The sequence below is a fragment of the Nocardioides sp. genome (assembly GCA_037045645.1).
Lineage (GTDB): Bacteria > Actinomycetota > Actinomycetes > Propionibacteriales > Nocardioidaceae > Nocardioides.
In genome coordinates, this window is sequence record JBAOIH010000001.1 from 142,785 (window position 1) to 166,380 (window position 23,596).

Genomic DNA, 23,596 nt, shown 5'->3' on the forward strand with positions numbered 1-23,596 from the left:
GGACGGCTGCCGACCACGTCAGGATCACACAGCATGCTCTTCAACGAAGCCATCGCCAAGGCCTTCGCCGACCACGGAATCCGGCACATCTTCGGGGTCTTGGGCGACGCGAACCTCTACATGATCGACAGTTTCCAGCGAAAGTTCGGCGGCAGCTTCTATTCGGTGTCGCACGAGGCGGGGGGCGTGTTGGCGGCCAACGGCTTCGCTCGTACGACCGGCGAACTCGGAGTCGCCACCGTCACCCACGGTCCGGCGCTGACCAACATCGTCACGCCCCTGGTGGAGAGCGTGCGCGACCACACGCCGATGCTGGTGATCGCCGGTGACACCTCCGTGGAGGACAAGGACAACTTCCAGAACATCTCGCAGCGCGACGTGGTGGTGCCGACCGGTGCTGGGTTCGAGCAGGTCCGCTCCCCGCAGACAGTGTGTGAGGACGTCGCGGTGGCCGTACGACGGGCGCTGGTCGAGCGCCGTCCGATCGTCTTGAACGTCCCAGCTGACTTCCAGTGGCAGGAGGCGACGTATGCCGCTCCCTCGGGTCCTCGTCACCCGTCTCGCCAGGCGGTCGCGCCCGATGCGGCTGCCGTCGAGGAGGCAGTGGGCCTGATCGCGTCCGCCAACCGCCCGCTCGTGCTGGCCGGGCAGGGTGCGACGAGCCAGGAGGCTCGCGAGGCCCTGATCAGGCTCGCGCACCGCATCGGCGCGCCGCTGGCCACGACGCTGCGCGCTCGCGATCTGTTCCGCGGCGAACCGCATCACATCGGGATCGCCGGGACCCTGTCGCACGAAGAGGGGCTTGACGTGATCGGGTCGGCCGACACCGTCATCGCCTTCGGCGCGGGCCTGAACCGCTGGACCACCGCCGAGGGTTCGGTGCTGGAGGGCAAGCGGGTCGTGCAGGTCGACGTCGATCCGGCGGCATTGCACCGCCACCAGAGCGTGCACGCCGTGGTCCTGGGTGACGCCGGCGCGGTGGCCGAGGCGTTCGTCGAACTTCTCGATGAGGCGGAGGTCAAGCCCACCGGCTTCGCTTCGCCGGAGCTGGCCGACAAGTTGGCGAGCCGTCGCGACGACGACTTCACCGACCTCAGCGCCGATGGTCATGTCGACCTGCGCAGCGCGATGCTGCGGATCGAGGAGGAGTTCCCGCGAGACCGTGCCCTGGTGTTCGACGGTGGCCGCTGGATCTTCAACGCCTTCAAACTGTTCCACGTGGAGCACCCGCGCAACTACGTGCACACCGTGAACTTCGGCTCCATCGGTCTGGGCATGGGCAACGCGCTCGGGGCCGCGGTCGGCTCGCAGAAGCCGACGCTGTTGGTCACCGGCGACGGTGGCTTCATGCTCGGCGGACTGGCGGAGTTCAACACCGCCGTGCGCCACGGCCTCGATCTCGTGGTGATCTTGTTCAACGACATGGCGTACGGCGCCGAGCACATCCAGTTCCGCAACAAGGACATGGACCCCGCCGCCTCGACCTTCGACTGGCCCGACTTCGGGCCCGTCGCGGACGCTCTGGGCGGCAAGGGCTACACCGTGCGCACGCTGGAGGATCTCGACGCGGCACTCGCCGAGTTGCCAAAGCGCGATCGTCCCGTCCTCATCGACATCAAGATCGACCCGGACAAGGTCACCCTGGCCGGCCACTGAGCCGGAGGGCGTGATGAAGGTCGGAGCCTTCACCTTCGTTGTTCGCTCGGCTCCGAGACCGCTGACGGTCGAGGACTTCCGGACTCGGGCCCGACGCCGACTGCCGCGCGCGGTGTGGGCGTTCTTGGAGAACGGGGCCGACGACGAGCGCACCCTGCGTGCCAACAGACAGGCGTACGGCCAGTGGTCCTGGCGGCAGCGGGTGCTTGCCGGGGTCGACAGTGTCGACCTCTCGTGTCGGGTAGCCGGCGTCGAACTCGCCCTCCCGGTCGTGCTGGCGCCGGTCGGGCTGGTGTCGGCGTTCCACGGGACCGGCGACGTGGCCGCCGCAAGGTCGGCCGAACGAGCTGGGACTCGCCACGTGTTGAGCACCGGCTCGGCGCACGCACTCGAGGAAGTGGCCGCGCAGAGCCGCGAGGCGCATTGGTTCCAGCTCTATCCGTGGGGCGATCGGGCGCTGACCGGGAGCTTGATCGAGCGGGCCGGTCGTGCGGGTTTCGGATCTCTGTTCGTGACAGTCGATGTGCCTGTCGTGGGCAATCGTCTCGGTGAGCGGCGCCTCGGGATGGGCGTAGAGCCTCGGGTCTCGCTGCTGGGTGCCGTGGACGCGGCTGCGCATCCGCGTTGGTTGGCGGGGCTGGCGCGGCACCGACGCATCACGATGGCCAATCTGGCACCGCCGGGTCAGCGCGGTCGGTTCGATGCCACCGCCCAGCGGTTCGCGGTCAGCATGCGACCGGGCCTGGATTGGGATGACCTGCGTTGGGTGCGCAGCAGGTGGGATGGCCCGCTCTTCGTGAAGGGCATCCTCGACCCCGAGGACGCCCGCCGGGCTGTGCAGGCCGGAGCGGACGGTGTCGTCGTGTCCAATCACGGCGGGCGACAGCTGAGCCCGGCCCCTGGCACCGTGTCGGCCCTTCCGGCAGTCGCCGAGATGGTGGGGGAGCGTGCCGAGGTGCTGGTCGACGGAGGAGTGCGGACCGGGTCCGACGTGGCGATGGCGCTGGCACTGGGTGCTCGAGCGGTCCTGATCGGCCGACCCTGGGTCTACGGGCTCACGGTCGCGGGGGAGTCCGGTGTCACCGGTGTGCTGGACGTTCTGGAATCCGAGTTGAGGAGGACGCTGCATCTCATCGGCGTCGACTCCGTTTCTCGGTTGAGCCCCCACGATCTCCTTCGCTCCGAAGGCTTGCACTATTCCTCATGAGGAATTAACCTGAGCTGCATTACGGCACAGAGCAGGAGGGCGTCATGGGTGGAGCGACCGGGTCCAACTCGGATGTCGCCCCCGTACGCACGGGTGAGGACCTGGACTGGGTGTCCTTGGAGGCGTACCTGCGCGAGGCCCTCCCGGAGCTTCGAGGGAGACTTCTCCGTCCTGCAGTTCCCGCGAGGCTCGGCCAACCTGACCTATCGAGTCACCTTCGGTGAGCGCCACCTGGTGGTCCGGCGCCCTCCGTTCGGAACGTTGGCCGCAGGAAGCCACGACATGGCGCGTGAGTTCCGCGTGCTGCACCGGCTGCCTCGTGCCTACGACCGCGCGCCGCTGGCCCTGGTGCATTGCGAGGACGCCGAGGTGATCGGCGCCGAGTTCTTCGTCTCCGAATACCGCGAGGGGCTCGTGGTGTGGGATCGCGTCCCCGAACAGGTCAGTGCTGACGCCGATGCCAGCCATCGAGTCGGTTTCGCTGTGGTCGAGGCGTTGGCGGATCTGCATGCCGTCGATCCGGCCTCCTGCGACCTGGCCGACCTGGGCCGTCCCGAAGGTTTCCTCGAGCGTCAGGTGGCCGGCTGGACGAAGCGTTGGCACGCCGCCGCAGAGTTCTCGGACCTCCCCGACGCGACCCAGACCCGCGCTCTTGTGGACGAGGTCGCCGCCCGGCTGGCGCGCACCCGACCGGAGAGCCAGACGGCCGGGATCGTCCACAACGACTACAAGATCGACAATTGCCAGTTCCGCCCGGGCGATCCCGACCGCGTCTACTCGGTCTTCGACTGGGACATGGCGACGACTGGTGACACCCTCGCTGACTTCGGCACGTTGCTCAACTACTGGCCCGACAGCAGCCTTGCCGACGATGACGTACGCGCTTTCATCGCGGCCTCGGCGACGCGCAACCTCGCGCTGCCCACTCGACGCGAGGTCGTGCAGCGGTATGCCGAGATCAGTGCCCTGGACCTGAGTCGCATCGAGTGGTACGAGGCGTTCGGCTGCTGGCGCACCGTGGTGATCTTGCAACAGCTCTATGCCCGCCACGTCCGTGGCCAGGGCAGCGATCCGCGCATGGCCCAACGCGGCCTGATGGTCGCCCCGCTGGCGCGTCGCGCGCTGGCACTGCTCGGCGGCACCCCGTGATTCGAAACGACCTGACAGGAGCAACGACATGAAGACAGGCACCCGAGCCCTCAGCGCCGTGTGTGACACCGAGGTCATGGTGATCAAGGGCGCAGACGTCGTCCTCGAATGCGGCGGAGCCCCGATGGTGAGCGCTCGCGAAGCCTCCTCGGGCTCACCGTCGGCCGGACTCGACGCGGGCACCCAGCTGGGCAAGCGCTATGTGCACGAGGACTCCGGATTGCAGGTGCTGTGCGTCAAGCCAGGGGCCGGTTCCCTGAGCGTCGACGGCACGCCCTTGGAACTCCTGGCGGCCAAGCAGCTGCCCTCGTCCGACTGACGTCCCCACACACTCACAGGCAGGGACTCGATGAACGTCACGATGCTGCTCGACATGGTCGCCCAGGCTGACGGGGACCGGGCCGCGATCACCAGCGGCGACCTGACATGGACGGCCGCGGAGCTGGATCGGCGCGCGCGCGAGTACGCCACGAAGATCGGCGAACACGACGTGTCCGCAGTCGTGTACCTGGGCGAGAACTCAGCAGACGCGGTCGCACTGTTCTTCGGCTGCGCCGCCGCCGGGGTGTCGTACGTCCCGGTCAACTACCGCTGGACCGACGCCCAGTTGGCCGAGGCGCTGCAACGGATCGCTCCGGTCGCTGTCGTGGCCGATGAACGTTCGCGCTCACGGGTCGCCGACCTCGACGGCGTGAGTCTCCTGGGGTCCCCAGACGGATCGCCGCTGGAGGTCGCGGCGGATACCGATGGGGAGTTCGCAGCGGTCCTGCTCTTCACCAGCGGGACCAGCGGCACGCCCAAGGCAGCAGTGCTGCGTAATCGCCACCTTGTCCCCTATGTCGTGACCACCGTCGACTTCCTCAACGCGGAGCCCGACGAGTCGATCCTGGTCTCCGTGCCGCCGTATCACATCGCGGCGGTGAGCTCGATGCTGACGTCGGTCTACGCCGGCCGTCGGATGGTGCTGATGGCGACCTTCGATCCGTACGAGTGGGTGGCTATCGCGCGACGAGAGGGCGTCACGCAGGCGATGGTGGTGCCGACCATGCTCAACCGGATCCTCGACGTCGTCGAGGCTGACGGTCAGGGGCTACCGAGACTTCGCCACCTGTCGTACGGCGGTGGTCGGATGCCCGTGCAGGTGATCGAACGGGCCATGACACTGCTGCCCGGGCTCGACCTGGTCAATGCCTATGGGCTGACGGAGACCAGCTCCACCATCACCTTGCTCAGCCCGGACGACCATCGCGATGCGGCAGCCAGCCACGACCCGCATGTGCGGGCGCGCCTTGGGTCCGTGGGCAAGGCGCTGCCGACGGTCGAGATCCAGATCCGAGACGAGTCCGGCGACGTCGTCGGCGCCGGCCGACCCGGGGAGATCTGGGTCCGGGGCGATCAGGTGTCGGGGGAGTACCTCTCGCACAGTGCGATCGACGCGAGCGGTTGGTATCCCACCCGTGACCACGGACACCTGGATGCCGAGGGCTTCCTCTTCCTGCACGGTCGCGCCGACGACGTGATCGTGCGTGGGGGAGAGAACATCGCGCCGGCCGAGATCGAAGACCGACTCCAAGAGCATCCGGCCGTGGCCGAGGTTGCCGTGGTCGGCATCCCGGACACCGAGTGGGGCGAACGGGTGGAAGCTTTCGTGGTCTCGGTGGATGGGGTCGAATGCGACGACGAGGCCTTGCGTGAGTGGGTCCGTACGGGCTTGCGCTCGACGCGGGTGCCCACCCACATCCACCGCCGCCGCGACCTGCCGTACAACGAGACCGGCAAGTTGCTGCGACGCGAACTCAAGGCGGCGCGGATCGCCGACCTTCAGGCAGCCGAAGACTGAGGAGAGACATCGATGGGGATCGCCGACGACCGTGTCGTCATCGTCACGGGAGCAGCTGCGGGCATCGGCCGGGCACACGCGCTCGAGTTCGCCAGACAGGGAGCAGCTGTCGTGGTGAACGACGTCGCCTCCCCCGACGGGGTCGTGGCCGAGATCGAGGCACTGGGTGGTCGCGCGCTGGCCAACACCGACGACATCTCCGAGTGGGACGGCGCCGCACGCCTGGTCGCGACCACGGTCGAGCGGTTCGGGGACCTGCATACGGTGGTCAACAACGCCGGAATCCTGCGCGACAAGATGATGGTGGGCATGGGCCCCGAGCAATGGGACCCGGTGATCAAGGTCCACCTGCGCGGGACGTTCTGCGTCAGCCACCACGCGGCTGCCTACTGGCGCGCCCAGGACAAGGCCGGAACCCCGACGGACGCCCCGAGGATCGTGAATACCTCCTCGCCGTCTGGGCTCTTCGGCAACATCGGCCAATCGAACTATGGAGCGGCCAAGGCAGGGATCGCAGGGTTCACCGTGATCGTCGCCGACGAGCTCGCCCGGCTTGGCGTGGGCGTCAACGCGATAGCTCCCACCGCCTTGACCGACATGACCGCAGGCCTCGACGCCTATGTCGACAAGGTCCGCGCCGACAGCGAGCGCAGCGGGTTCGACGTGGGTTCGCCCGACAACATCGCCCCACTCGTCGTCTGGCTCGGGTCGCCCGTGAGCGAGGGCATCACCGGCCGGGTCTTCACGATCAAGGGGGGCGAGGTCAGCGTGGCCGAGACGTGGGTCAAGGGGCCGACCGCGACGAAGGACGACGGAAGGTGGGAGGTCGACGAGTTGAGCACCGTGCTTCCGCGTCTGGTGGCCGACGCGCGACCCAACACCACGATCACGGGGGTGCCGCGATCGTGACCGAGGCAGTACGTGTCTTCGATTCCCTCGACGAGCTTCGGGCTGCGGTTGGTGAGGACCTCGGCACCGGCGAGTGGGTCACCATCGATCAAGAGCGCATCTCGGCCTTCGCGGACGTGACCGAGGACTGGCAGTGGATCCATGTCGACGCGGAGCGCGCCGCGAAGGGTCCGTACGGCGCGACCATTGCGCATGGCTACCTCACCCTCGCGATGGTGCCGGTGCTGGGCGGAAGGATCTTCCGAGTCGACGGGCCCTCGATGGCCGTCAATTACGGGGTCAACAAAGTGCGCTTCCCACAACCCGTCACTGCCGGTTCGCGGATTCGTGCCGTGGCCACCTTGCTCAGTGTCGAGGACATTCCGGCCGGGGTGCAGGCGATCATCCGCTACACGATCGAGATCGAGGGTCAGACCAAGCCCGCGTGTGTAGCCGAGACCGTACGCGTGATGGTGCCCTGACCGGTCAACCGGCCTTCGGTGACGAATGCCAGGCGACATGCATGACGTCGTCGCCGATCCGGGCCCACACGGCCGTGTAGCCCACGGTCGACTCATAGGTGCCCGCTCGCGTCAGCGCCTCGATCGCGACATCTCCGGTGACGACCGCGAGCTCGCCGTGGATGTTGATCGTAGTCGCGCTCGGCTCCAGACCGACATAGCGCAAGGTGCCGCTGCGCAGCAGTTCCAGGAAGGATTCCTTGGTGTCGCGCACGCCGTTGGAGTGGGTATAGACCAGATCGTCGGCATACAACGAGGCGAGTGTCGTCAGGTCCGCGCCCATCAGGGCGATCCAGCGCTCGCGTTCGAGTCGCTCGATCTCGTCGCGGGTCAGCGTGCTCATGCTTCTCCTCGACTCAGTGGGTGCGCACGATCAGGACGTCGCACGGTGCGTGGTGTGCCACTCCGGCCGCCACGCTGCCGAGCACGCGAGCGAAGCCCTGGACCCGTTTGTTGCCCACCACGATCATGCTGGCGTCGAGGCGTTCGGCCTCCTTGACCAGGCCATCGGCGGGTGTGCCCTGCACGGCCGCAGTAGTGAGCCCGGGGACGGTTCCCCGGACCAAGGCCGCGGACTGCTCGGCGAGTTCGATCGCGACGTCGGATTCGCGAAGACGCCCACCCTCTGCGAGCGACACCGGAGCTTCCGCGGCGTACGCACTGATCACATGCAGCTGAGCGCCCGTGTCTCGGGCAAGGTCAGCCGCGCGCTGGACAGCGAGATTTGCGGTCTCCGTGCCGTCGGTGCCGACGACGATCAGGTTGGCCATGATCACTCCTGCAGTTGAGAGGGGGAGTCCCTGCCCCCTATTATCATGAGGAATAGGCCGTTAGTCCACCTTGCCGTCCACAAGGGTGAGCCGCACCCAGTCCGCGCGAGGGTCGCGCAGCACGTCGACGAGGGGTCGGGTGAGCAGGCAGAGATCCGCGACCGCGCCCGGCCGCACCCGACGCGCAGTCCCCCCGGGATCCTCGGGAGTGCTGAGGTAGGACGTCAGGGCCGTCTCGGCGTCGACTCCCTCGTCGCCGCTGATCACGACGCCCGTTCGCGTTCTCCTGGCTCCGGCGGACCTGATGACCTGCCACGGATCCACGTCGCCGTAGGGGGCGTCGCTAGACCCGGCCACCCGCACACCCGCGCGCGCCAGGCCTGCCCAGCGATACAGATACGGCTGGTCATCGGGTGACACCTCACGCAGATAGAGATCGCCTCGGGTGCGGATGAAATCGGATTGGGTGACCACGCACAGGCCCAGTGCGGCGAGTTCTTCGTCGAGTTCCGGGGGCGTGATCGCGCCGTGCTCGATGCGATCACCGCGAACGCTGCCGATCTCACGCAATGCAGCGACGGTGAGAATCAACGACTCGCGTGTCACGCAGTGCACCGCGACCGGACGGCGCTCGACGCCATGGCCCATGGGGTCCAGGAGCGCCACGAGATCGGCGTAGGTCGGAAGGTCGTGATCGCGCAGGAGGATCTTGCGCGGACCCCGGCTGAAGCCCGGCGGCAACTGCGACTCGGGGGCGATTCCGAGCACGTGGACGCGCAACGGATGGACGGCTGTCAGCATGTCGAGCGCGGCATCGTCGAGGTCGGGAGTCGCATCGGTGACTCCGGTGATCCCCCTCGAGCGCAGCCGGGCTGCCACAGCGCGCAGGGCTGAACGCTGCTCGTCGGATTCGTCCGGGAGCGCGCTGAGCAGCCGCTGGTCATATCGCCAGAGCCGTCCGGTCGGTCGCCCGTCCGCCCAGCGTTCCACGTCGGGACTGTCGTCCAGCGCGGACGACACCTCCCGCACCGCGCGCGAGTTCAGCATCCACAGCGCTCCGCTGCGGTGCTGCACCCGGACCGGTCGATCCGAGATCCACTCGTCCAACCGGTCTCGGTCGAGCGGGCCGGCCAGTGACTCGTGATACCCCACCGCTCGGATCCAGCCGTCTCCGGCAGCGTTGCGCAAGGCATCGCCCAACTGCGTGGGCGACGTGATCGCGTCCGTTGCGAGGTTGAGGGAACGTCGCTCGGCGGCCATCGCGTTGAGGTGGAGGTGGTGATCGTGCAGGCCGGGGAGGAGAGCGCCCCCGTGCCCCTCGATCACGTCGCCGCGATGTGATCGCGGGTCTGTCCCGAGCTCGACGACGCGCCCTCGTGAGACGAGCACGTGCGTGCGACGCCCCTCCACCTCCACGTCACGCAGGAGCAGGCTGTCGGTCATCGTCGGAAGACCTCGCCGTTGTGGGCGCCCGGAGCCGCGGCGATCCCCGCTGGAGTGCGGGCTGACGGAACCGCGACCTCGTGCCAGGGGCCGGCTGATCGCACGCGCCAGCTAGTCGGTCCTGCAGCCTCGACCTCGGCTCCGATGGGGCCCCCGGCACCTGCTTCGGTGCTCACGGCGTGCATCGAGACGTCGAGGAGCGCGCCGTGGTCTTCCAGCAGGGCCTGCGCTGTCGCCCTCGCGGCTGCCACGCCTGCGAGTGGGTCAGCCAAGGCATCCCCGCACGGCAGCACCTCCTCGTGGTCGAGTGCGACGAGGCCTGCGCCGGCGGCCACGTCGTCGCCGAATCCGACCGCGTCGACGTCCCTGCCCTGTGCGGTGATGGAGACCCAGATCAGACCGTCCGCGACGAGGTCGGTCGCCGGCAGGCCGAGTGCGGCAAGCGCACGGGGTCGTGACGCCTCCAAGATGACATCTGCCGTGCGCGCGAGTTCGAGCAGCGCAGCACGCTGGGCGGGGTCGGCGAAGTCCACCGTGACCGACCGGTGCCCGTGGTGCAACAGATCGAAGAACGCTTTCGGGCCGCGACGCGCACCGTCGAGCCGGCTCACGCTCTCGACCTTGATCACCTCCGCGCCACCCAACCCCAGGAGGTGGGCGCACAGCGGCCCCGCCCACAAAGACGTGAAGTCAAGGACGAGCGGACGCTCTCGTACGCGCGCCCGTACGCCGCCTGGTGTGTGCACGACAGCGCCGCGGTCGAGCTTCGGTGGGGTTGTGCGTACGCCGCGACCGGGGAGACCGAGCAGCGCCACGCGGGCCGCCGCCTCGTCGGTGGTGCGACCCTTCGCCCACTCGGCCAACTCGGCCCAAGGGTCGCCGATCTCGTCCACCTCGAGGAGGGCGGGCACGAGGTCGAGATCACTTGGCCTTGCCAACGAGATGCCCAACCAGCTGTCCACGGTGGGCAGGGCACGAAAACTGCCCCCGCACGACCATGGCCCCTGACGAGTAAGTCCCGCGATGGCGGCGCGTTCCCCGAGCAGGCGACAGTCCGGGAGCCGTGGCGTCGATCCCGTACGCCGGGTAGTCGCGTCGGCAAGTGCCGAGAGATCCGTGGCAATCCGGGTTGCCGGAGCGCCGGGGGAGGTCATCGGTGGACCGTCGGGGCGTCCGGTCAGCCACATCGCCCCCGAGGCCGCCCAACTTGCGAGCGCGGCGTCAGAGGCACTCATCGACGAGTCCCCACTCCAGTGCAGTGTCCAGGTCGATCGGACGTCCCGACATCGCCATGGCGGCCGTACGCCATCGCCCGATCCGGCGCGGGATGGAGACCGTGCCGCCCGCGCCGGGGATCAGACCCATCGAGACTTCGGGCAGTTGGAACCACGCGTTTGCGCGAGCGCGCACGTGTGTGGCGAAGGACGGGATCTCGATGCCCGCGCCGATGCACGCACCATGCAAGGTCGGGCGGACGCGCTCGGCCATCCGGTGGATCGCCAGGCCGGCGCTCTGCTCCATCCGGACCAGGTGCGCAGCCACCGGCGAGCCCGCCGTCCCGAACTCGTCGAGGTCGCCGCCGCTGCAGAAGGAAGGTCCGGTGCCGGTGAGTTCCACCCTCTCCAGAGAGTGGTCGAGTGCCGCGAGGGCGAGGGCCTCCAGCAGAGCGTCGCGCACCTGGCGACCGAACGCGTTGTGCCGCTCGGGCCGGTTTAACCTGACCTCGAGCACCGCGCCGTCGCGCGCCATCAGCACCGGCTCAGGTGACGCGGGCACGGCCCGCGCTGGGGTTGCGATTCGCCATTGCTCGAACTCGTCGGAGGCCAGGAGTGCCGAGTACGCCAACGATTCCATCTCGAGGGCCGACTCGACGTCGAGTCGCTCCCCGACGCGCAGCAGGCGGGCGAACAGCCTGCTTGCCAACGGGGCATGCGCCACCGTCCTGTTGACGTGCTCTACGAAATCGTCGCCGGCGTTCAGCCAGCATCGTCCGGGTCCGTCGGGAGCCAGGGTGAAGTCGAGGCGTTTCAGCAGCGGCTCGGACCACTGGGGGAGTGGCTGTTGGGACCACCCGATCAGCACAGGTCGAGTAGACCCCGCGCCGGAGGCAGGCAGTCGTACGGCGGCTCGTCGCGCCAGGTCGGGTGACAGGCCGTCGAGTCGGATCAGGAGAGCCGCATCGTCGGACCCGAAGTCGGAGAGGTCCGCGAGATCGACGCGCCTCATCTCCACCTCCTCGCGAAATTATCATGATCAAATGTCGTACGCTGGGGGTTCCGCCCTCAGGAGGACGACCGCATGACCGACCCCGTGCTCTCTACCGTTGCCGACGGTATCGCTCATCTCGAACTGAACCGGCCAGAAGCAGCCAACGCCTTCGACATGGCGCTGGCGACTGCCCTCTTCGAGGCGGTCGAGTGGGCCGCTGGTGAGGACCAGGTCCGCGCAGTCCTGCTGACCGGGTCGGGGCCACGTTTTTGCGCGGGGGGAGACGTGGCGAGTTTCTTGGCAGGCGACGACGTCGAAACCGAGCTTCGGCATCTTGCGCTCGCAGTGGACCGAGCCGTGCGCGCGCTGGAGGGGCTGGCCAAGCCCGTCGTCGCCGCCGTGCATGGTGCCGTCGCCGGGGCGGGACTGCCGCTGATGCTCTCTGCCGATGTGGTGGTGGCCGATCCCGGCACGAAGTTCGTCTTCGCCTATCCGGGCATCGGGCTCAGCCCCGATGCGGGTGCGTCCTACCTGCTGCCGCGCGCGATGGGCCAGCAGCGTGCCCTTGCGTTCGCGCTGACCGGCGAGGTGCTCACAGCGCAAGGGGCGCAGGCGTCCGGCTTGGTCACGCAGGTCGCCGAGGGTGCAGCCGACGTGGCGCGCGGCATCGCTCAGCAGTGGGCCGGTGGGCCGGCCACGGCGCTGGGGCATGCGCGACGTCTGCTGCGCGCCGGTTGGCAGATGGAACGGGAGGAGATGGGCATCGAGGAGGCTCGCACGATCTCCAACCTCGTCAACGGTGCGGAGGCCAAGGCCCTGATTGCGAAGTTCCTTTCGCGGTGAATCAGGAGGGGCGTTCGTATAGCTCCACGGAAACGCCGTCAGGATCTATCGCGTAGATGGCCAGGGCCCCTTCGAGGGATCCCTTCGCCAGTGCTACCGGCCGTGCGGAGCGAAATCGATAGCCCAGGCTGGACAAACGCTTGCACAGGGACTCCAGATCCGTGACATAGAAACACACATGAGAATGTCGGACCTGCCACGGCTCCAGCGGCTCATCGCCGGTGACAACGGGATCGAACTCGAACAGTTCCAGTTGGGTGTCACTGCCCGGAACGTCGAGGAAGGCGACTCGCGCCCGTGGTCGCGCGGTGCCCCAGAGCGCCTCTCCCGCCGCAACGTCGACCTCTCGAATCAGCTGCACGTGCAACCCCAGTCCGTCGCGATAGAAGCGCAGCGAATCTTCGAGGCTCGTCACCGTCAAGCCCGCGTGCCAGATGCCGACCACGGTGCCTGCCGCGGTGGTCATCGCGCGAGGTACCCGGAGTCGGCAGCCAGACTGGCTCCCGTGATGTACGAAGCCTTGTCCGAGCTCAGCCACACGACCGCCTCTGCTACCTCGCGTGGGTGAGCCAGTCGACCGAACAGGCTCAGCCGACTCTCGCCCGCGTCGGCGGAGAGATCGCGACCGGCTCTCGCCTGGCGGATCATCGGAGTGTCCATGCCCCCGGGCAACACGGCATTGACCCGGATGCCGTGCTGGGCCAGCTCGATAGCACCGGCCTTGGTGAGTCCCAACACGCCGTGCTTGGCGGCGACGTAGCCAGCCTGATTCGGTTGCGGACGCACGGAACTCGTCGAGCCGATATTTACGATGCTGCCCGCCAGTTCGCCCTGTGCGACGAACTGGCGCGCTTGGTGCTTCATGCAAAGCGCGATGGAGCGCAGATTCACCGCGATCACCCGGTCGAACGCGGCGACGTCGAGGTCCAGGAGTGGCTGCCTGTCCGGCGCGATGCCGGCGTTGTTCACCGCGAAGTCCAGGCGTCCGGCTTGACGAACCGTCTCGGTGACGAGCGCGGCGATCTGCGCTTCGTCGGCGACGTCGCAGCGTACGAAATGGGCCCGCGCGCCGGAGTCGCGCAACTCCTGGGTGAGCGCCTGTCCGCTGTCCGGATCGAGGTCGGACACGATCACCGTGTGACCACTCTCGGCGAAGAGCCGGGCGACCTCGGCGCCCAGGCCGGCTCCTGCGCCGGTCACGAGGGCGACTCTTGGTTGCTGGTCAGGGCTGGCGTTCACGTGCGTTCTCCTGTCGTGGTGAGAGGCTCTGATCTGAATCGGGAGCGGCGCCGCCCAGCAGGGCACGCCGCTGGAGTGCGAGCAGCAGTACGACGGCGCAGGCGCTGGTGAGGGCGAGGCTGCGGAAGAGCCACTCGTACCCGAGGGAGGGCAGCAGCAGGCCGAGCAGCACCGGGCCGGCCGCGACGGAGAGATCCAAGAAGAGATAGAACGTCGACACAGACTGCGGCAGGCGCTGATCGGGGGCCAACTGGACGGCGACGACGGTGGTGGCGGCCATGGCCATGCCGATCCCGGTGCCGCACAGAAGGCCGGCGAACGCCATGACCAGATGAGACCCGGCGAAGCTCAACACCAGCACTCCGCTCGCGATCGCGGTGAGGGAGGGCAGCAGGACCCTGGTCGCGGAGCCGCGGTCCATGGCCCGGCCGCTGAAGGGCCGCACCACGACGAACATCAGGGAGTACGCCAAATAGAACGTGGTGGCGCCGCCGGCGACTCCTTGCTCGTTGACGTAGGGATCGATGAAGCTGAACAGTCCCGAATAGGGGATGCCGATCAAGATCACGAGGGCGCACAGGGGCAGCACGCGTGGCTCGAAGAAGCGCAACCACCCCGTGCCCGGTCCAGTCGACGGTCCGGTCGTCTCCGCAGGCTTCTCGATGAAGGTCGCGGCAGCGAGGCTCACCAGGCCAAACGCGACCACCGCCCAGATCGCCGCGTCGTACCCCAGGTTGTGAGCCATTGCCAGTCCCGTAGCCGGTCCGACGGCGCCTGCCAGCGAGTTGCTGAGTCCGAAGTACCCGGTCGCCTCTCCTCGCCGTGACGTGTGTACGGCCTGCACCGCGGCCGTGAGGGCGGCGGTCGAGCCGATAGCGAACGCGATCCCGGTCAGCACGCGCAACGCGATGAAGACCTCGATCGGCACCGGCAGGAGGAGGGCGGCACTGGAGGCCACGATGACGGCCGACGAGCCCACGCCGGCGGCACCCAGCGACCGGCCGTGCAGGGCGGGGCCTGCCAGTGGCCGCGCGATCACCGCACCGACCAACAGCGCGCCCGCCGCAGCGCCGCCCCATGCGACCGAAGCGTCATAACGATGCGCGACAAGGAGCACCGTGACCGGCACGAGGACGAAGAAGTTGCACGAGAGTCCGAACATCACCAACGCAGAGCCCACGAAGGTGGGGCTCCAGAGGCTGGTCCGACTCATCGTGTCCTCGTCGAGGTGTGGAACGACACCGGCCGGACCGCAGGGGGCGGCCCGGCCGGTGTCGAATCTGATCAGGAGGGGCGGTGCTTGGACACGACGTCGTCGTAGAGCGTGTCCAGGTACTCCGTCAGGTCGAACCCGTTCTCCTCGTGCCAGGCCGAGAAGTCGGCGAAGCCGACCTCACCGTCGAAGCCGAGGTCACGCACCTTGCTGGCCCACTCGTCGGTCTTCGATTCGAGTTCGGACACCAGTGCCGCACCGTCCTCGATCTTGCTGTCGGCCGCCATCGCGTCCAGTGCCTCCGCGTGTGCGCCCTCGAGAGCCTCACGCGCGTCGTTGGAGAAGGGTGAGACCGTGCCGCCCGCTTCCTGGATCGCGGCCAAGCCGTCGACCTGGAACTGGGTGGACCCGGTGATGTTGACGTCGAGGATCGTGCGCGACTTGTCGAAGAGCAACTGCTGGGCGACCAACGGAAGCTCGTCCCAGAAGTTCTTCGACACCAGCCAGCCGCCGGGGGTCTTGGACAATCCGACCGTCTCGTCGATGGTGAAGTTGGGGGAGATGTCGATCAGGCCCATCAAGGAGGCCACGCGCATGCTGTTGAGCGAGCAGTCCACGGTGCCGCGCTGGAGTGCCTCGAAGAGTTCGGTGTACGGCATCGAGACCGGAGCGGCCGACAGCGCCTTGAGTTCGAGTGAGTTCACCCGACCGGCCGCGACCGTCTGCACGCCCTTGAAGTCCGCCATGCTCGAACGCGCCTCGCTGCACTCGATGCCGTTCGCGTCACCGCTGAACCACGGCAGGATCGGGACGAGGCCCTGCTCCTCCAACTCACTGGCGAACTGGTCGCTCTCCAGGGCGATCTGGTTCATCGCGCCGTGCAACTGCAGCGGGTTGATCGCCGGAGCCTGGTCGCCGATGAAGGAGGCGTCGCCGAGCGCAGCGTTGAAGGGGTACTGGTCGGCTTCGTAGACATAGAGCACGTTGCCCATGTCGAGGCGACCGTCGCGAAGAGCGTCATCGACCTCGAGGGTCTCGGCGACCGCGTTGGAGAAGGCGATCTCGAACGTGATCTTGCCGTCAGACCACTCCTCGACCTCTTTGAAGTAGTCCTCGTACATCTTGCCGACCGGCGAGCCTTCGGGCGCCGAGCTCTGCGCGTTGACCGTGATCGGATCGACGTCGGCGAAGGCCGCCTTCCAGTCCTCGAGGGGGGCGCCGTACGCGACGCCGTCGCCGGTGGCGCTGTCGTCCTTGCCGCCGCCCTCCTCGGCACAGGCGCTGATCGCCAGCGTCAGGCCGAGCGCGGTGGCCGCGCCCAAGAGGCGCTTGGGGTTCGTGGTCACTTCGGTCTCCATCTTCTAGTGGGTGCTCAGGCCACGGCCTTCGCGAGGTGGTGTTGGCGTCAGCGGCTGGCGGCATCGCGCGCGGCGAGCCAGCCGAAGACGATCGCGGGCCCGAGCGTCCCGCCGGGCCCTCCGTACGTAGCGCCGAACGGGGAACCCATGACATTGCCGGCGGCATACAGGCCGGGGATGACGTCGCCGTCGAGGTCGAGCACCCGACCTTCGGTGTCGACACGCGGTCCCCCCTTGGTGCCGAGGCCGCCGCTCTCGACTCGAATCGCGTAGTAGGGCGCCTCTTCCAAAGGCCCGAGAGTGCCGCGAACATCGCGCTTGAACCGGGGGTCGCCCCACCAGCGATCATGTGCGCTGTTGCCACGCGAATAGTCGGGGTCAGCGCCCTGCTCGACGTACTGATTCCACTGGGAGACCGTCGCCTCGAGGTTGTCGGCGTCGATGCCGACGTCCTCGGCGAGTTCGCGCAGGCTCGCATAGCCCTTCAGCCAGAACGGTGGCTCCTCGCCGGCCGGGTGCGGGCCGACGGTGCCGTAGGTGCGCAGGTACTCCTGGTCGAAGACCAGCCAGCTCGGCAGGTTGGCGTACTCGAAGGCGCTCACGTCCTCGACGTGGAAGGCGCCTCCGAAGGCGTTGTAGTTGGCGGCCTCGTTGGTGAAGCGTCGCCCTGACTTGTTGACCATGATCGAACGCGGACGGGTGCGATCGGCGTTGATCATCGCCCTGTTCATCGCGTTCACTCCCTCGGGCAGGTCAGCCGCGGGGATCCACCACGCCTCGCGCATGTTGGACAACATCGCGCCGGCCTTCATCGACATGTAGAGGCCGTCGCCGGTGTTGGTCTTCACGCTCACCGGGTGGGTCAGTGGTCCGCGAAGGAACGCGCGCTTGTATTCCTCGTTCCACTCGAACCCACCGCTTGCCAAGATCACGCCCTTGCGTACGGGTTGCACGACCTCGCCGTCAGGGGTGTCGAGACGGACGCCGACCACGGCGCCGTCCTCGAGGATCAGCTCACGTCCTCGGAAACCCGTCTGAGGCTCGACACCCGCCCGGAGGCAGGCATGAAGTAGCCGACCCGCCAGCGCCTGCCCGGCCCCACGGATGTCGCCGTCGATGCGGCGCTGGAGCTCTTCCTCCGAGGGTGGTTCGGGGTTGACCGCGCCGAGCGGTGTCTCGCTCATCGTCAGGTGCTGGTTGGGGTAATAGGGGCTGCGGGTGACCTTGTCCGCCCACTCCCCGAGTTCGCGGAAGGAGAAGAGCGGGCACTCGATCGTCCGTCCGCCGCCCGGCTTCCCGCCGGGGTGCTCGGGGTGGTAGTCCGGGAAGTCCTTGACGGCATAGAACTCCGTGCCGGCGTGGCGGTCCAGGTACTCGATCGCGCTCGGACCGTTGTCGAGGTAGGAGCGGATGAGGGGTTCCTCGAGCAGTCCGCGCGAGAGCGACATGATGTAGGCCAGAGCCTCCTCGGGGGAGTCCTCCACGCCGATCGCGCTCTGGTGCGGGTTGCAGGGCACCCAGACGTGACCCCCTGACCAGGCGGTCGTGCCTCCGACCTGGTCCCCGCGTTCGAACAGTGCGACGCTCGCGCCCTCGTGCGCTGCGGTCAGCGCTGCGGTGAACCCGGCCGCTCCGGTGCCGAGGACGGCGACGTCGACTGGCTCCAAATGCTTCGCAGAGACCATGGGATGCTCCGTTCGAGAGGAGGATGCCCTCGACATGATTCATCATGAGGAATTGGATCGTCAAGGGTTTCGCGGATCCAATTTGGATAATTCTCATGAGGATTGACTTTCGGCTGACCGGTGTGCTCACACTCGGTCATGGATGTCTCGTTGATGGTCGCCGGCGGCTCTGGCACGCAGATCCGTGATCTGGTCGATCTGGCCGTACGGGCCGAAGCGGCCGGTGCGTACGGCATCTATGTCCCGGAGGCCTGGCGCTCAGGCTTCGTGGCTCCCACCGCCATGGCCGCGGCGACCAGGCGCGTACGGATCGGTGCCTACGTGCTGAACGCGCACGCACGGACACCGTGGGTGGCCGGTCTGGCAGCCGTCGATCTCGACGAGTTCTCCGGTGGTCGGCTCACCCTAGGGGTGGGCAGTGGCAACCGCGTGACCAACGAGTCCTACCAGGGCGTCCCGGTCGTCCGCCCGTTGCAGAAGATGCGCGACTATCTCTCGGTGCTGAGGTCGGTGACGTCGGCGCGATTGGGGGAACGGGTGGACGTGCCAGGTGAGAGGCACTCGGTCGACGGGTGGCACTCACAGGTCAATCCCGTGCGAAGCCGGATCCCGATCGTGCTCGCGGCGACCTCTCCGCGGATGGTCGAGCTGGCGGCGGAACTGGCCGACGGCATCGCGCTCGGCAGTTTGCAGTCAGTCGATTTCGTGGGTGGGATCGCGCGACGATGCAAGACCAACTCCCCGCGCGAGTTCAGGGTCGTGACCTCGATGTTCATCGCGGTGGACGAGGACCGCGATGTTGCGCGAGAAGCGGCCCGGGAGGCCGTGTTGAATCTCTTCGCGGGCAAGCCGCATCCGCACTATGAGTCGCTGCTGCGACAGCAGGGGTACGACGCGGTGGCGGACGGGATCCTCGACGCCGTGGCTGCAGGCGATCCGCCGCGCGCTCGCCTGGCGATCGCCGACGAGGTGATCGATTCACTCACGATCGCAGGCACACCCGAGGAGTGCGCGGACCGCATCAGTGACTACCGCGTGGTGGCGGACGAGTTGGTGCTCGTCAACGCGGCTGGCATGCGATATGCGGCGAGCAGCAGTGATCGTGACTCCGCGGCAGCCCAACTCGACTCTTTCGATCCGCTGCTCGACTTCCTTGCCCTTGGACTTCACACCCCATAACCACCATCCACGTCGAGCTTCTGCCCGGTGATGAAACCGGCCCTCGGTGAGGCGAGGAACGCCACCGCCTCCGCGATGTCGCGCGCGGTGCCGAACGTACGCAGTGGGATGTTGCGGCGAGTCACCTCCAAAGCCCGCTCGTCGAGGTCACCGGACGCGATCAGCCGCTCGGCCATCCCGTCGGTGAGCATGCCGGGACCGACGGCGTTCACGCGTACGCCGAAGCGACCCTCCTCGGCCGCGAAGCCGCGCACTAGCGCCTCGACCGCGGCCTTGGGAGCCGCCGAGAGACCGTCGCGGACGGGATAGCGAGCGGTCGCGGCGGTGGTCACGACCGTCATCGAGCCACGCGTACGCCGCAGCGACGGCAGGACCGCGGTCATCAGGTTGAAGAACGCTTTGACGTCCGCGTCGATCTGCTCGGAGAACTGCTCGGGGGACACACGCGACAGGTGGACCATCGGCACGTGCGGCCCGGCAGCGTGTACGGCCACGTCGATGTCGCCAACGGCTGATACAGCCGAGTCGATCGCAGCACTCACGGCCCCGGCGTCCGCGAGGTCCACCGCGACAAGGCGACGCACGGAGTCGCCCAGATCGGTGAATTTCGAGGGGTCGTACGCTCGCCGGGTCAAGAGCACCAGCTCATAGCCATCGGCCGCCAACTGTCTACACACCGCACGCCCGATGCCGCCGCTGGCTCCGGTTATACAGGCGATGGGTGCTGAGGTTATCTGATCCACCAGGCCATCCTGTCGTGCCGACTATGCGCGCACCGTCGCGACGTCATATTGCGCGATCTGGTCATCGCCGGTCACGATCGTCAGTCCCTCCGTGCGGGCCTGCGCCACGAGGAGACGGTCAAACGGGTCTCGGTGGAGAACAGGCAACCGTGCGACCGCGAGCCCGTGGGCGGGAACCAATGCGAGAGTTCGTACGCCCGTCGCGGCCACGGTTTCCCTCAGCTCGTCTGGCATTTCCAGTTTGCCGACGGCGGCCTTCACGCCGATCTCGGCGAACGAGACGCTCGAGACGAAGAGGTCGTCGGCTTCGCGGATAGCAGCGACCGACTCCGGACTGAGCCGACGACTGCCAGCCAACGTCCACAGCAGCACGTGAGTATCGAGCAGGATCCTCATGACGAGTACATCTCGTCAATCTCGTCCTCGGTGAACTCGAAGTCCGCTCGCATGTGAATCGTCGGCAGCGCACCGAAAGCAGCAAGGAAACGTTCGCCCGCCCCAGGAGAGGTGACCGGCACCAATCGCACGACTGGAACACCATTGCGCGCGATGGTCACGTCTTCGCCTGCCTCGACGGCCGAGATGAGTTCCGAGAGACGGTCTTTTGCGGCTCCGATGTTGAAGATCGGCATATGGCTCATGGTAGCCGCTCTTGGCCAAGGTTGGCCAAGGTTCACACGGCCTCCGGATGCGCGCCCGGCAGCCTTTCCAGCAGGTCCACCATCGCCTGCTGGTGGAGGTCGACGCCCTCCTGGTCCGGAGCCACCAGGACTCGGGCGCGCATGTCGGGGGAGACGTGGAAGATGTTCGGCGAGATGGCGTACGGACTCTGCCCCCACTCGCTGTAGGAGTGCCACGCCATCGTGAGGGCTGTCTGCAGGACCGACTCATCGACCGGCACGTGCACCCACAACTCGAATTTGTTGGGCACTGCCACCAGCACCCCGCTCTCGGGGAAGTCGCGGTCGAGCACCCTGCGGATGAGATGTGGCAACACGAGCACGCGCGCCGCACTGAACGGATCCCGGGCCTCCAGCACCTCCATCCACGAGTCCCGGATGTGAGGGTCGATCCGGCGGCTGGTCCGTTGCGGCAAGGGCAGGGCTGCGAGGTTGTCCAGGGCGGTGGCGTACGCCTCCTCGCGATCCCCAACCTGATCCAGTTTGCCGAACTCGAAAGTGCAGCCCTCACCGTTGCCGACCAGCAGCGCGGCAACGCCAGGCAACGGCATGAGTGGTTCGTATTCCGCGAACTCTTGGGCAGCTGCCTCGGGCCACAACTTGGCGAAGATCTGGTCGCGCGTCACGGGAGCGCTCAGGTCGATCGCGAGCAGCGTGGTGAGCTGCTGCCGTACGCACTGCTTCCACTTGCGCCTGGGCAGTCGACGCACGGTCAGCGCCAGATTGCCCAGACCGAGGAAGCGCCCATCCGGCAGATCGAAAGCCAGATCTGCGTTGAGGACGGGCTCATGGCCGTGATCGCGGAGGACCTGCTCAGCCTCCTGCAACAGCCAGCGGGTGTCGCCTGCACTGAGGCCCGGCAATCGAGATGCGTCCGAGTTCGTCATGGGTGGAGGCAAACACACAGGCTGCCGGGGTGCAGCCGTCATCCACAGCAGGACAGATCGCCGCGTGAACCGGGCGTCCCGAACGTGCGCTTCGGTGACACACTGCGCTGCGTGACCTCACGACTGCGTGTCCTCGTCGACGGGATCGGGGCCCTGGGTGGTCCGATCGTCGACGCGATCCTCGAACGCGACGAGCTGGAGTTGGCCGGCGTACGCATCTACTCCCCGGAGAAGGACGGCCGAGACGTCGGCACGCTGCGCGGCGGCGCGGAGATCGGCATGCACGCCACCCTCGACCCGACTGCGATAAACGCAGACTGCGTGGTCTACGTCCCGCGTACGCCGAGCCTCGACGACGTCTGCGCCTACCTGGAGCGCGGCATCAACGTCGTGACGCCGAGCTTTCTCTTCGCACCCGACCGCATCGCCGAGCCCGGCAAGAGCAGGCTCCAACAAGCCTGCGAGACCGGGCAGGCCACGGTCCACGCCAGCGGCATCAACCCCGGCAACCTCAGCGGCGTACTCCCGCTCGCGCTGTCCGGGATGACCCGCAAGATCCGCAAGGTGCACATCCAAGAACGCGGCGACTGGTCCTATTACGCCAGCGTCGACATCACCTTCGAGCAGCAGGCGTTCGGTCGGCCGGTCGAGGAGATCAACCCCGAGGCGACACCTGGGATCAAGCACACCAGCGACCTCTTCTCCAACCAGGTGTGGATGCTGGCGGACGCACTCGGAGCCGACATCGACGAGGTCACGGTCGAGGTCGATGCGGTCGCCGCAACGAAGGATCACCAGATCTTCGACCGTGAGTTGAAGGCGGGTACGACCGGCGCGCAACGTTGGCGCTGGCAGGGACGCAAGGCGGGCCAGACCCGCGTCGAGATCGAGACGTTGTGGACGCTGGGTCACGAATACCCGGCGCACTGGCCCACTCCGAACGACGGCTGGACCCTGACGATCGAAGGCGACCCGTCGATGCAGGTGCACACGATCGTGCTGGCCAGTTTCACCGAGCCGGCCACGATGGAGCAGCACGTGGCCGCCTCGTCGGTCGCCGCGGCCATGCAGGTGCTCAACGCAGTCCCGGTCGTGTATGCGCACGCGCCAGGTTTCGCGACCAGTGCCGACCTGCCGCTGATCCGCAACGCGAGCGGGTTCGCGTCAGGGTGAACTCTGCGCGGCGAAGTGCCGTTGGAGCGCGCGCAACGTGTCCGGGTCCAGCGCGGCTTCCGGATCCCGGATGATCTCGGCTTGGAGGTGGCGATGCGCCACGCCATAAACCGAGTCGCCGAGCGAAACTCGTGGGTCGTCGTCGTACCACTGAGGGAACACGCGGATGCCCAGCCGCTGCAGGCCGCCGACGACGAAACCGGGCTTCCCGCGGCGTACGACGAACCCGGCGACCTGGGCGAAGAACGCCCCGGTGATCAGGGCGAGCACCATCACCAGGACCGTGCTGGTGATCTCGTCGCTGGCGAAGTTGTCGACGGCCGTGAAGAGGCTGTCGTGGTACGCCGGGATCAGGGTGCGGGCGTGGCCGACGTACGGCGCGAGAAACTCACCGGTGTCGCCGAGTTGTCGCAACGAGTCCTGGTCGGGAATCGCATTCCACGCAGACATCACGTGATCCTTCGCCTGCAACGGTGCCGGTGGGAACTGAAGGAGCGAATCCTTCGCGCCGTTGACGCCGTCGATCATCGTCGCGAGGTCGTCGAGCGTCTGCGTACTCTGCGCCACGGTCGCCTCCAACTCGGCCTGGGGCGGGGTATGCGTATGCAGGTAGTCGACGGCGGTCTGGATCTCCTCGCGGTGTTCCACGACGTACGCACCGGCCCGATAACGATCCATCAGGTTCGGCACCGCCTTGAACGCGTCTCCCAGCTTGCCCAGGAAGGTCTCGCTGGGACTCAGCGCGACGCTGAGCGCTGCGGCCGCGCCGTACGCCCGGAAGGCCGACGCGGCCAGGAGGCCGAGCAGTCTGCGTACGACCTCCCACCGACGCAGCCGGGCGCGGATGTCGGTGACATCTGGTGTGGTCATGGTCGCCCATCCTCCACCACGCCCGCGGAGGATAATCCGACGCG

The 23,596-nt window shown here is 67.6% G+C and carries 25 protein-coding genes; 10 read left to right on the forward strand and 15 right to left on the reverse strand.

Annotated features, from left to right (window positions below):
- The first annotated feature begins 33 nt into the window (after window positions 1-33).
- The 7 genes from V9G04_00750 (at window position 34) to V9G04_00780 (ending at window position 7,222) form a co-directional block, all read left to right on the forward strand.
- A complete protein-coding gene (locus tag V9G04_00750) occupies window positions 34-1,656 on the forward strand; it encodes a thiamine pyrophosphate-binding protein (protein ID MEI2711843.1) in 1,623 nt (540 codons plus the stop codon).
- Window positions 1,657-1,669: 13 nt separating this feature from the next.
- Window positions 1,670-2,863 carry an alpha-hydroxy acid oxidase gene (locus tag V9G04_00755; GenBank protein MEI2711844.1) on the forward strand — a complete coding sequence of 398 codons (1,194 nt, stop codon included), beginning with the start codon at window positions 1,670-1,672 and terminating at the stop codon, window positions 2,861-2,863.
- A gap of 72 nt (window positions 2,864-2,935) precedes the next feature.
- Complete coding sequence (locus tag V9G04_00760; protein ID MEI2711845.1) at window positions 2,936-4,012, forward strand: phosphotransferase family protein; 1,077 nt, start codon at window positions 2,936-2,938, stop codon at window positions 4,010-4,012.
- 28 nt (window positions 4,013-4,040) lie between these two features.
- Window positions 4,041-4,331 carry a hypothetical protein gene (locus V9G04_00765; protein MEI2711846.1) on the forward strand — a complete coding sequence of 97 codons (291 nt, stop codon included), beginning with the start codon at window positions 4,041-4,043 and terminating at the stop codon, window positions 4,329-4,331.
- A gap of 30 nt (window positions 4,332-4,361) precedes the next feature.
- Complete coding sequence (locus V9G04_00770) at window positions 4,362-5,852, forward strand: AMP-binding protein (GenBank protein ID MEI2711847.1); 1,491 nt, start codon at window positions 4,362-4,364, stop codon at window positions 5,850-5,852.
- A gap of 12 nt (window positions 5,853-5,864) precedes the next feature.
- Window positions 5,865-6,761, forward strand: a complete 897-nt coding sequence (locus V9G04_00775) for an SDR family NAD(P)-dependent oxidoreductase (GenBank protein ID MEI2711848.1) — start codon at window positions 5,865-5,867, stop codon at window positions 6,759-6,761.
- Entirely contained in the window at window positions 6,758-7,222 is a 465-nt protein-coding gene (locus V9G04_00780; protein ID MEI2711849.1) for a MaoC family dehydratase, read from the forward strand. The genes V9G04_00775 and V9G04_00780 overlap by 4 nt, the downstream gene beginning before the upstream one ends.
- Before the next feature lie 4 nt (window positions 7,223-7,226).
- Here V9G04_00780 and V9G04_00785 read toward each other — a convergent pair whose 3' ends face one another.
- From V9G04_00785 to V9G04_00805, 5 genes are read right to left on the reverse strand one after another with little or no spacing between them, the layout of a single operon-like run.
- A complete protein-coding gene (locus tag V9G04_00785) occupies window positions 7,227-7,604 on the reverse strand; it encodes a nuclear transport factor 2 family protein (GenBank protein ID MEI2711850.1) in 378 nt (125 codons plus the stop codon).
- A gap of 13 nt (window positions 7,605-7,617) precedes the next feature.
- Window positions 7,618-8,031, reverse strand: a complete 414-nt coding sequence (locus V9G04_00790; GenBank protein ID MEI2711851.1) for a universal stress protein — start codon at window positions 8,029-8,031, stop codon at window positions 7,618-7,620.
- Window positions 8,032-8,091: 60 nt separating this feature from the next.
- On the reverse strand, window positions 8,092-9,474 hold the full coding sequence (locus V9G04_00795; GenBank protein ID MEI2711852.1) for an amidohydrolase family protein: 1,383 nt from the start codon (window positions 9,472-9,474) through the stop codon (window positions 8,092-8,094).
- Window positions 9,471-10,709 carry a CoA transferase gene (locus V9G04_00800; protein ID MEI2711853.1) on the reverse strand — a complete coding sequence of 413 codons (1,239 nt, stop codon included), beginning with the start codon at window positions 10,707-10,709 and terminating at the stop codon, window positions 9,471-9,473. Before V9G04_00800 ends, V9G04_00795 begins: the two co-directional genes overlap by 4 nt.
- The gene (locus tag V9G04_00805) at window positions 10,696-11,700 is read right to left on the reverse strand and encodes an enoyl-CoA hydratase/isomerase family protein (GenBank protein MEI2711854.1); all 1,005 of its coding nucleotides are present in this window, start codon (window positions 11,698-11,700) and stop codon (window positions 10,696-10,698) included. Before V9G04_00805 ends, V9G04_00800 begins: the two co-directional genes overlap by 14 nt.
- Window positions 11,701-11,772: 72 nt before the next feature.
- Here V9G04_00805 and V9G04_00810 point away from each other — a divergent pair, with 72 nt between their 5' ends.
- The gene (locus tag V9G04_00810) at window positions 11,773-12,525 is read left to right on the forward strand and encodes an enoyl-CoA hydratase-related protein (protein ID MEI2711855.1); all 753 of its coding nucleotides are present in this window, start codon (window positions 11,773-11,775) and stop codon (window positions 12,523-12,525) included.
- A gap of 1 nt (window position 12,526) precedes the next feature.
- Here the strand turns inward: V9G04_00810 and V9G04_00815 are convergent, their stop codons facing one another.
- The 5 genes from V9G04_00815 to V9G04_00835 all read right to left on the reverse strand — a co-directional run bounded on the left by V9G04_00815 (window position 12,527) and on the right by V9G04_00835 (window position 18,020).
- Window positions 12,527-12,991 (reverse strand): VOC family protein, encoded by a 465-nt coding sequence (locus V9G04_00815; GenBank protein ID MEI2711856.1) that lies wholly within the window; start codon window positions 12,989-12,991, stop codon window positions 12,527-12,529.
- The gene (locus V9G04_00820) at window positions 12,988-13,764 is read right to left on the reverse strand and encodes an SDR family NAD(P)-dependent oxidoreductase (GenBank protein ID MEI2711857.1); all 777 of its coding nucleotides are present in this window, start codon (window positions 13,762-13,764) and stop codon (window positions 12,988-12,990) included. Before V9G04_00820 ends, V9G04_00815 begins: the two co-directional genes overlap by 4 nt.
- Complete coding sequence (locus V9G04_00825) at window positions 13,748-14,977, reverse strand: MFS transporter (protein ID MEI2711858.1); 1,230 nt, start codon at window positions 14,975-14,977, stop codon at window positions 13,748-13,750. The genes V9G04_00820 and V9G04_00825 overlap by 17 nt, the downstream gene beginning before the upstream one ends.
- Window positions 14,978-15,048: 71 nt before the next feature.
- Window positions 15,049-16,335, reverse strand: coding sequence for a TRAP transporter substrate-binding protein DctP (gene dctP / locus V9G04_00830; GenBank protein ID MEI2711859.1), 1,287 nt, complete (start codon window positions 16,333-16,335; stop codon window positions 15,049-15,051).
- A gap of 47 nt (window positions 16,336-16,382) precedes the next feature.
- Entirely contained in the window at window positions 16,383-18,020 is a 1,638-nt protein-coding gene (locus V9G04_00835; GenBank protein MEI2711860.1) for an FAD-dependent oxidoreductase, read from the reverse strand.
- A 138-nt stretch (window positions 18,021-18,158) separates the two neighbouring features.
- Between V9G04_00835 and V9G04_00840 the strand changes: the two genes are divergently transcribed.
- Window positions 18,159-19,199, forward strand: coding sequence for an LLM class flavin-dependent oxidoreductase (locus V9G04_00840; protein ID MEI2711861.1), 1,041 nt, complete (start codon window positions 18,159-18,161; stop codon window positions 19,197-19,199).
- Here the strand turns inward: V9G04_00840 and V9G04_00845 are convergent.
- From V9G04_00845 to V9G04_00860, 4 genes are read right to left on the reverse strand one after another with little or no spacing between them, the layout of a single operon-like run.
- A complete protein-coding gene (locus tag V9G04_00845) occupies window positions 19,187-19,942 on the reverse strand; it encodes an SDR family oxidoreductase (protein MEI2711862.1) in 756 nt (251 codons plus the stop codon). The two genes, V9G04_00840 and V9G04_00845, sit on opposite strands and share 13 nt — an antisense overlap.
- A 21-nt stretch (window positions 19,943-19,963) precedes the next feature.
- Entirely contained in the window at window positions 19,964-20,338 is a 375-nt protein-coding gene (locus tag V9G04_00850; GenBank protein ID MEI2711863.1) for a type II toxin-antitoxin system VapC family toxin, read from the reverse strand.
- Window positions 20,335-20,574: a type II toxin-antitoxin system prevent-host-death family antitoxin gene (locus tag V9G04_00855; protein ID MEI2711864.1), complete on the reverse strand. Its 240-nt coding sequence runs from the start codon at window positions 20,572-20,574 to the stop codon at window positions 20,335-20,337. The genes V9G04_00850 and V9G04_00855 overlap by 4 nt, the downstream gene beginning before the upstream one ends.
- A gap of 41 nt (window positions 20,575-20,615) precedes the next feature.
- Window positions 20,616-21,509, reverse strand: coding sequence for a hypothetical protein (locus V9G04_00860; GenBank protein ID MEI2711865.1), 894 nt, complete (start codon window positions 21,507-21,509; stop codon window positions 20,616-20,618).
- 111 nt (window positions 21,510-21,620) lie between these two features.
- Between V9G04_00860 and V9G04_00865 the strand changes: the two genes are divergently transcribed.
- Entirely contained in the window at window positions 21,621-22,682 is a 1,062-nt protein-coding gene (locus V9G04_00865; GenBank protein ID MEI2711866.1) for a hypothetical protein, read from the forward strand.
- Here the strand turns inward: V9G04_00865 and V9G04_00870 are convergent.
- The gene (locus tag V9G04_00870) at window positions 22,674-23,552 is read right to left on the reverse strand and encodes a hypothetical protein (protein MEI2711867.1); all 879 of its coding nucleotides are present in this window, start codon (window positions 23,550-23,552) and stop codon (window positions 22,674-22,676) included. The genes V9G04_00865 and V9G04_00870 overlap by 9 nt on opposite strands.
- Between the last annotated feature and the right edge of the window lie 44 nt (window positions 23,553-23,596).

Coding starts and splice junctions, on each gene's coding strand:
- V9G04_00765 (MEI2711846.1), top strand. CDS start 4,041: ATGAAGACAGGCACCCGAGCCCTCAGCGCCGTGTGTGACACCGAGGTC.
- V9G04_00790 (MEI2711851.1), bottom strand. CDS start 8,031: ATGGCCAACCTGATCGTCGTCGGCACCGACGGCACGGAGACCGCAAAT.
- V9G04_00770 (MEI2711847.1), top strand. CDS start 4,362: ATGAACGTCACGATGCTGCTCGACATGGTCGCCCAGGCTGACGGGGAC.
- V9G04_00785 (MEI2711850.1), bottom strand. CDS start 7,604: ATGAGCACGCTGACCCGCGACGAGATCGAGCGACTCGAACGCGAGCGC.
- V9G04_00835 (MEI2711860.1), bottom strand. CDS start 18,020: ATGGTCTCTGCGAAGCATTTGGAGCCAGTCGACGTCGCCGTCCTCGGC.
- V9G04_00870 (MEI2711867.1), bottom strand. CDS start 23,552: ATGACCACACCAGATGTCACCGACATCCGCGCCCGGCTGCGTCGGTGG.
- V9G04_00815 (MEI2711856.1), bottom strand. CDS start 12,991: ATGACCACCGCGGCAGGCACCGTGGTCGGCATCTGGCACGCGGGCTTG.
- V9G04_00805 (MEI2711854.1), bottom strand. CDS start 11,700: ATGAGGCGCGTCGATCTCGCGGACCTCTCCGACTTCGGGTCCGACGAT.
- dctP (MEI2711859.1), bottom strand. CDS start 16,335: ATGGAGACCGAAGTGACCACGAACCCCAAGCGCCTCTTGGGCGCGGCC.
- V9G04_00775 (MEI2711848.1), top strand. CDS start 5,865: ATGGGGATCGCCGACGACCGTGTCGTCATCGTCACGGGAGCAGCTGCG.
- V9G04_00840 (MEI2711861.1), top strand. CDS start 18,159: ATGGATGTCTCGTTGATGGTCGCCGGCGGCTCTGGCACGCAGATCCGT.
- V9G04_00860 (MEI2711865.1), bottom strand. CDS start 21,509: ATGACGAACTCGGACGCATCTCGATTGCCGGGCCTCAGTGCAGGCGAC.
- V9G04_00855 (MEI2711864.1), bottom strand. CDS start 20,574: ATGCCGATCTTCAACATCGGAGCCGCAAAAGACCGTCTCTCGGAACTC.
- V9G04_00825 (MEI2711858.1), bottom strand. CDS start 14,977: ATGAGTCGGACCAGCCTCTGGAGCCCCACCTTCGTGGGCTCTGCGTTG.
- V9G04_00810 (MEI2711855.1), top strand. CDS start 11,773: ATGACCGACCCCGTGCTCTCTACCGTTGCCGACGGTATCGCTCATCTC.
- V9G04_00760 (MEI2711845.1), top strand. CDS start 2,936: ATGTCGCCCCCGTACGCACGGGTGAGGACCTGGACTGGGTGTCCTTGG.
- V9G04_00850 (MEI2711863.1), bottom strand. CDS start 20,338: ATGAGGATCCTGCTCGATACTCACGTGCTGCTGTGGACGTTGGCTGGC.
- V9G04_00800 (MEI2711853.1), bottom strand. CDS start 10,709: ATGAGTGCCTCTGACGCCGCGCTCGCAAGTTGGGCGGCCTCGGGGGCG.
- V9G04_00750 (MEI2711843.1), top strand. CDS start 34: ATGCTCTTCAACGAAGCCATCGCCAAGGCCTTCGCCGACCACGGAATC.
- V9G04_00755 (MEI2711844.1), top strand. CDS start 1,670: ATGAAGGTCGGAGCCTTCACCTTCGTTGTTCGCTCGGCTCCGAGACCG.
- V9G04_00795 (MEI2711852.1), bottom strand. CDS start 9,474: ATGACCGACAGCCTGCTCCTGCGTGACGTGGAGGTGGAGGGGCGTCGC.